This is a genomic window from Bathymodiolus platifrons methanotrophic gill symbiont (assembly GCF_002189065.1).
Classification (GTDB): Bacteria; Pseudomonadota; Gammaproteobacteria; order Methylococcales; family Methylomonadaceae; genus Methyloprofundus.
The window spans coordinates 1-7,091 of sequence record NZ_BDMN01000233.1 but is presented as its reverse complement, the minus strand read 5'-3'; the positions used below and the strand labels follow the sequence as shown (position 1 = coordinate 7,091).

8 protein-coding genes, 1 pseudogene and 1 riboswitch are annotated in these 7,091 nt (G+C 40.3%); of the genes and pseudogenes, 3 read left to right on the top strand and 6 right to left on the bottom strand.

Annotated elements, in window-relative coordinates; translation table 11 throughout:
* Positions 1–201 precede the first annotated feature (201 nt).
* From CDZ78_RS13270 to CDZ78_RS13260, 3 genes are all read right to left on the bottom strand, one after another.
* On the bottom strand, positions 202–1,080 hold the full coding sequence (locus tag CDZ78_RS13270) for a hypothetical protein (protein ID WP_087870440.1): 879 nt from the start codon (positions 1,078–1,080) through the stop codon (positions 202–204).
* 98 nt (positions 1,081–1,178) lie between these two features.
* Entirely contained in the window at positions 1,179–1,511 is a 333-nt protein-coding gene (locus tag CDZ78_RS13265) for a hypothetical protein (RefSeq protein ID WP_087870439.1), read from the bottom strand.
* On the bottom strand, positions 1,508–2,161 hold the full coding sequence (locus CDZ78_RS13260) for an AAA family ATPase (RefSeq protein ID WP_087870438.1): 654 nt from the start codon (positions 2,159–2,161) through the stop codon (positions 1,508–1,510). Before CDZ78_RS13260 ends, CDZ78_RS13265 begins: the two co-directional genes overlap by 4 nt.
* 28 nt (positions 2,162–2,189) lie before the next feature.
* On the opposite strand from CDZ78_RS13260, the pseudogene CDZ78_RS13255 reads away from it, so the two are divergent.
* From CDZ78_RS13255 to CDZ78_RS13250, 3 genes and pseudogenes are all read left to right on the top strand, one after another.
* Positions 2,190–2,723 (top strand): annotated as a pseudogene (locus tag CDZ78_RS13255) (IS6 family transposase); the annotation flags it as partial.
* A 30-nt stretch (positions 2,724–2,753) separates the two neighbouring features.
* Positions 2,754–3,020: a hypothetical protein gene (locus CDZ78_RS22075; protein ID WP_167374301.1), complete on the top strand. Its 267-nt coding sequence runs from the start codon at positions 2,754–2,756 to the stop codon at positions 3,018–3,020.
* A 126-nt stretch (positions 3,021–3,146) separates the two neighbouring features.
* Positions 3,147–3,352, top strand: a riboswitch (cobalamin riboswitch).
* 195 nt (positions 3,353–3,547) lie between these two features.
* On the top strand, positions 3,548–4,822 hold the full coding sequence (locus tag CDZ78_RS13250; protein WP_140414056.1) for an OprD family outer membrane porin: 1,275 nt from the start codon (positions 3,548–3,550) through the stop codon (positions 4,820–4,822).
* Between the two features lie 566 nt (positions 4,823–5,388).
* Here CDZ78_RS13250 and CDZ78_RS13245 read toward each other — a convergent pair.
* From CDZ78_RS13245 to CDZ78_RS13235, 3 genes are all read right to left on the bottom strand, one after another.
* Complete coding sequence (locus CDZ78_RS13245; protein WP_087870435.1) at positions 5,389–5,571, bottom strand: hypothetical protein; 183 nt, start codon at positions 5,569–5,571, stop codon at positions 5,389–5,391.
* A 167-nt stretch (positions 5,572–5,738) separates the two neighbouring features.
* Positions 5,739–6,335, bottom strand: a complete 597-nt coding sequence (locus tag CDZ78_RS13240; protein ID WP_087870434.1) for a mobile mystery protein B — start codon at positions 6,333–6,335, stop codon at positions 5,739–5,741.
* The gene (locus tag CDZ78_RS13235; protein WP_087870433.1) at positions 6,332–6,799 is read right to left on the bottom strand and encodes a mobile mystery protein A; all 468 of its coding nucleotides are present in this window, start codon (positions 6,797–6,799) and stop codon (positions 6,332–6,334) included. The genes CDZ78_RS13240 and CDZ78_RS13235 overlap by 4 nt, the downstream gene beginning before the upstream one ends.
* Positions 6,800–7,091: the final 292 nt, after the last annotated feature.

Here is a 7,091-nt window from a genome sequence, read left to right as displayed (position 1 = left end):
ACTGAAGTTTCCCAATTATTGAGTAGCTGAAATACACAATGCTGGTGTATCGAGGTTTATTTTAGGTGGTTTTGCCATGTTTATAGCAAACCCCTACTTAATTCCCCTTAGGCAATAGCATTTGAAACGAATGAAAAGACTATTTTTTTCATATAGTTGTAGCATAGTTTCAATTTTACCATAAATAATTATTGGGAAACTTCAGCTTTTAAGTATCCAGCCGCTTAATTGTTCCTTACATGCTGTCAGTCGCCTTAAATTGAATTGCCTATATTGCAGGGTATTAACTGCATGAGATATAAAAACCGATAACCGCGCAACATGTAGAGCTTTTGTATTATCAAGATATTGTTTTCTATCTACACTGCAATAATCTTGTAAAATTGCCCCTGTGTATATTTCTTCGCTATCTTCATACACCGTTAAAATGCACTTGCTCATAACTTCCAAAGAATGCTTAATTTGTTGGTGTGTTCTACTGCATTTATTCTTTCTAAGTTCTTTATTTATCATCCCATAGCTAAACTTTACCCAACTTTCAGCGTTCTTTGAATCATGTATCCCTAGATTTTGCTCTGTAAATATCTTTTTTAAAATTTCCTCTATAACTTCCTCGGCTTTAGTCGGAAAAAAAGCTATAAATTCACCATCTGATTGTTCAATTAAAGCGGGTTGTATTCTTACCTTATAAGGCTGTGGCTCGCCATTCTCCCCCCTTAATATATATTCTTGTGTATAAGGGTCTGGCTGTCCCTTTTCAGGTCTTAGCGTTTTTTGCTCCTGTGGTGACAAAAAATATTTAGGTATGCGCTCCCATAAATCAACGGTGTTTGAAACTTCGCTTATATCATTAGCCAAAAAATCAGAAAACAAATCATGTTGAATACTTTTTATTGCCTTACTTGGCGGCTTTTTTATTACCTTTTTAACAACTTTCTTTGTAGCTTTTTTCTTTTTAGTGTCTGCCATTTTCTTTTTCCCCTTATCAAAATATCGCGGGTCGCTTGTATCATAATAAGGCATTAGTACAGCGTCCTTTATATCAAGCTGCTTAACACATGCCTTTGATAATTCAATCATGTTGTGACCTCCTTTTGAGTGGTTCGTTTTCGGTTCATTGAGATTTATCGAACCAATATAAAAGTATTATAGAATAATGATTTTATGATATTGAAAAATCAATATTTATTTTCTTTTATAAGCTCTGCAATACTCGGTTTTCCAATAGATGCAAGCCACAAATCCAGCCCTTCAAGGACTAAATCATTTAATGAGTATTGCCTATCGCTGCGCTTTTTCAGGTTCACATAGTCCAGCATTTCGAAATATAGCGGCTCTGGTAAATATGTCGGCAACTGTTGACGGTTTCCTTCTGCTTTTTTGGGTCTGCCCTTCCCTCTCTTAACTGGTTCTATCACTGGTTTATTCTGCGCGGTTTCTTTTTCAGGTTCTGCCGCTGCATTCAATAATGCGTCCATACTTGCATTTTTCTTTGATGTTTTACTGCTCATGATGCCACCTTTAAACTATTTTGTTTTTCCTCTGTTTTTACCAGCCAATCATAAATATTTTTTACTTCCTCGGCGGCTTTGTCCTTTTCGTCATATTCTCCAACCCCAAGACCAAGCCCCGCAGCGTGGCGATATACCTTGCGTTCTACGGTCGAATAAGGACAAACAAGCCCATGAGCAGCAAGCCCTAAGCGCAACTTTTCAAATTCATTACCTACTGGGGGGCAGCGTGAAACAAGAATAGTAAAAGGCTTATCAAGGCTTTTAATCATATTAGCGGTGCTTGGTATTGCCTCAAGATCAAAAACAGACGGTTGAACAGGAACAATACAAAGTGTTGCAAATCCGATAATCACATTATGCAGGGTATCGCTTGCGCCTTTAGTATCGAAAATCACTAAATCATAACCCTGTTTTTGTGCAAACCCGTAAATTTCTTTAACCTTTTCTATATCATGGGGAACAATAACCGCTTTTATATCGTCCTCGATTTCCCGTCTTTTCCACCAATTCGCGGCGGATTTTTGTTTCTCGTCCAGATCGACAAGCAAAACCTTTTTTCCAGCTCTCGCGGCGCATACCGCCATATTGGTAGAAATTGTAGACTTTCCAACCCCCCCTTTAGAACAAACTAAAAACCAAACATCCATAATAATAACCTCATTATTTTATAATTGTGTAAATCGTTATTCTCCTGCCATTGCTGTAAAAGCTAAATCTCAGAAACGAGAAACCAATAAATCGTGGCGCATGGATGAAACGTATATCAAAGTGAAGGGGCAGTGGACCTATTTATACCGAGCTGTTGATAGTCACGGTGATACGCTTGATTTCATGCTTTCTGAGCGCCGTGATGAAGAGGCTGCAACCGCATTTTTCAAACAAACGATTAACAATAATGGCTTTCCTGATAAGGTCGTTATGGATAAAAGTGGCGCTAACTATGCAGGATTAGCCAATATTAACCTCTTGTTAATCCTCGCTGGGTTTGCCACTATGATCGACATATTACAGGTTAAATATTTGAATAACATCATCGAACAGGATCATCGCTTTATCAAAAAAATAACAAAACCGATGATGGGCTTTAAAGCGTTTCACTCCGACCAAGCAACAATTGATGAAATTGAAACGGCACATATGATCCGAAAGGGGCAATTGTCTGAGGAAAATATTCCTGCTTATAAGCAGTTTATGGCTTTAGCAGGATAGTTATGCCTGAAGACCAGGAGGTCTGCGCTTTTGATAATTATTGCGACAGAACCGTATATACACATACACACGAAAAGCGCTCTATCGCTTAAAATCAGGGAACAGGCGCGCCATGCTACCTCACAACATTCTGGGACTCCTGTCACCAACATTCATTCGCCTACGCAGCGAATGGGAGATGCCCTGGTCGCCCTGCGTCCGTCTCAACTACGCACAAAACCCTGCTCCGTTAAGACTACCTCAAATGGCTGGACGGCTATTCGGAATGCAATTCTTGCCTACCTCGCGCGCTACTAGCGCACTTCGGATCAGCGAATTGCCCTGACATTAGCAATAGCGTGGGCATACTAGCGGATAAAGTCAGCTTTACACAGGGTCACTCTTTTACAATGCAAACAAGACTTGTTCTCATTTACACTGAAATGTATAATGTACCTTTCAAGTGTCTTGCTATATCAATATTAAAAGGTAAGTTGGTGCATTACGCAAATAAAGCCAACGCTGCCACCGCAACGGCAATTGAGTTAAACGTCTATTTTATACCACTGTTCTGTTTGGAATGGGAAGGTGTGTATTCTGGAATATATCCGCTCATAAGCTCGGAGACCTGCCTGAAATCGGCCAGGAAACACAAATATTTCCTGTATAAAACTTGTGCGGGTGAGCACATTAATCAGGCATCTATTATGAACTCCTCTGATTTTTTTCTTAGCGTAAACTCGCCTTTCTTATTATTTAATCTATTTGCTCAGGCACAGATTATTCTTATCGCGGCCTAAAACCCGCACCACATCTCTGCCCTACACTCTGAAAAATTGAATAATATGCAAGCTTATCTTTATAGTTTGTTGCTTGTGTTGATCACTCTGCAAACTGCCTTTGCCGAAGAGCAAAACATTCAAACAGATATCCAGCCCAAAGAAGACTTATCGCCTGGCCAACCGAACAATATCAATAATTCGGTACGCGAAGAAGGTATTAAACATGATTTGAAATACAATGGCTGCAATGGTTTTATCCGTGGCGGTTATATTCAGACCCATACTAAAACCGTTAGTAATCAACAAGCCTATGGATTAGGCGGCGAACTGGGCTGTGGTGTTTCCTGGGGGCCATATTTTCAGCTACATGCCAGTGCGTTTACTGCGATCAACCCTGGTTTTAACAGTGGCAATAAAGATGAAATTCAGGGTGATTTTTTCGATGAGAACAAGAACAGTTATATTACCTTAGGCGAAGCGGTAATGACCTTATCCTATGCCGATTTACAGGCGCATTTAGGTCCGCAGCGCTTTAATTCACCGCATATGGATCAGGATGACTTGCGCTTATTACCTAATATTTTTGAGGCCTACTTGCTGGACTATCATCTAAATGATGAAATTTATCTTGGCAGTGGCTTTATTCGCACGGCTAAAGGCTGGGAAAATAATGGCAATGCCGCTGATTTTATCGATATCGGCGAAGCATTTGGCGGCACTGGCGCGCAGTCCTGGATAGCCTGGGGAAAGTATCAGCAGGGCTATATTAATGCCAGCGCCTGGTACTACTATATTAAAGATGTACAGCAAATTTTCTTTGTCGATGTCACCTACCAGAATAGCTTTAATGATTATATTTTCTATGATCTAGGAGTGCAGTTTGATATGGGGCGCTCAGTGGGCGCGCAATCGATTGGCGAGGTAGGTGCCAACACGCTTGGGATATACGCCACGATCAGCTCTTATGGCATGTCATTTACTACCGCGTATAATAAGAACTTCGGCCAGTCAGCTGCCGTAAATAGTGTCGGAGGAGGGCCTTTTTTTACCTCTATGGAGCAAATGACCATGGATGCTGTGAATGCCAAAAATGCCCAGGCGCTGTTATTTAATCTGGAATACCAGCCATACTTTATAGAAAGCATGAATATAGGTGTAGCCGCTGGCGACTTCCAGGGCGGAAATGCCGCTGATTTTCATACCCAGGAATTTAATACCTATCTCAGCTACCAGTATAATCAAATGATTACCGTGGATATTATGTACGCTTATATTAAAGACTTGCAGGCAGACCTGGTGACTGATCAGCTGCGGGTAATTTTAGGTTTTCAATTTTAGTACTTATGCTTAATAGCCTTTTATCACCGTGAAGGACATGAAGTTAATGAAGAAAAAATGCAGCCTATCCACTCATACCGCAAGACCTTCAAGTTCTTCATGTCCTTCATGGTAAAAAACAACCGCGCCGATGAATTTATAATAGAATATATACGCGCCATCGCGCGTCTTCATAATATATTTTGGGACTCCATGTCACAAAAATCGATTCGCCGCACGGCGAATCATTTATGCCCTGGCACGCCCTGCGTCCACCTCACCCATGCACAAAACCCGCATGGCTAAGGCTCCCTCAAATGTCTCTAGGATCATCGGGATAAAATTTTAGCCTCCCGAGCGCGCTGCTAGCGCACTTCGGATTGGCAAATTTCCCTTCGCCGACCACGAAAAACGTTAAACTATGACACCCCTCATGCTGTGTTTTTTTATAAGAATAAACGTGAGGCCGCATGATTACAGGAATTGCACTTCAGAGTTGAATCCACCTAATTAGTAAGGGCAAAGAAACAAAATTAGATAATAGTGAATAATACTAGGTATCTGACCAGCATGAAAGTGAAAAGTACCTATATTTGTCCGTTTCCCTTAGCCTGTTTTTCTAAATGAAATACTTTTTTAAAATACTCTTTCACCGCCTCATTCACCATATCTTGAGGATGTAGACCACCCAATGTACACCAAGTACCAACTAAATTAAAACAGGCGCGCCATGCTACCTCACAACATTCTGGGACTCCTGTCACCAACATTCATTCGCCTACGCAGCGAATGGAAGATGCCCTGGTCGCCCTGCGTCCGTCTCAACTAGGGTGTGATTAAAACTGCGGGGATTTGTTAAAATATCACTATTTCAATTGTCTGAAGGCCAGGAGGTCTGAGCTTTTGATAATTATTGCGACAGAACCCTTAGTATTCACTAAGTTCTTGCGTAATCTAATAGAGCACTTAAATCACCTTTATCCGCTAACCTTAAAGCCGCCAAATAATCCACTCGACTTTGGGACTGTAAAGTGAGGTTGGCTTTATTTCCCCAAGTAAACAGTGGCTGGCCTAATGCTTTCAGAAGTAAATCAGCCATGATACGAGAGTGCCGGCCATTACCGTTAGGAAAGGGATGAATGTACACCATACGATGATGAAGCCGAATTGCTATTTCATCCAGAGGATAGCTGCTGAATTCAATCCATGCCTTTGCGTCATCACATAAATTTTTTAATTGAACGGCCACTATCTCTGGTGGAATATTGCCAATATTAACTTCATATTTCCTAAACTGACCAGCCCATGACCAGGATTTGTTAAACATCTGTTTGTGGAGTTTAAGGCAGAAATCAATATTTAAAATATCAGAGGGCGTTCGCTTCGTTTTCATCGCCCACAGCAAGCCTTGCTGAATATTCCTTGATTCAAATTGATCCAACTGCCCTCTTGTTGCTATATGCTTAGGTATCAGTCCATTTGCATCATCGGGGGTTAAGGGAGTTGCACCTATTGGTAGCTCATCATTAATCATAAATTATCCCAAAAATCTCTAGGCCATTTTCTCAATGATTCATCCGCCATTAGTTTAATGCTTTGTTCTTTAAAATCATCTCCTGTCGCTTGATCTTCAAGCCCCATGTGCAACTCAGTATATTGATTCATCTGTTGGGCTTTTTTCAATGCCTGCTTTATTCTCATTGCCTGCAAACTACCTTCTTCTGGGACTAAGGTATAAACAACTCGACAACCTAAGCCATGCGCTGCTTTTTCCAGCGTTTTAATTGAAATAGAGCCGTCTACCTCGCCTTTCTCCATTAAAGATATTCTTGGCTGGCTAAGCCCAATGCGTTCACCTAGGCTCCTAGCACTCATCCCCAAAGCATTCCTTACCTCATAGATCCAGCCTCTCGCAGGTCTAGTTACGGGTGCTTGATGGTTAAGCTTAGCTAAGGTCTCATCTAGCTGTTGAATCGTTAAGTCTCTTTCCCATGTCATAATAAAAACCTAATAAACTTATTTTTAAGTATTTGTAAAAGCAAATTAAAACAGTAGCCTATTTTATTTAGTCTTACAATATTTTAGGCTATTTATTTTCAAACAAAGTGCCCCATTATAAATTTATAAAAATATTTTTACTGAAATAGTAATTAATATATTACAATTAAATCAATTAGATAAGATGCTTTACAATAAACCGTTCCACGGGAACGGTATTTATACAGTGATAATTAATACTAGAGAGACTAACAATGAAAGATGCTCCTTTAACACCTAAAGAAAGAAAGAA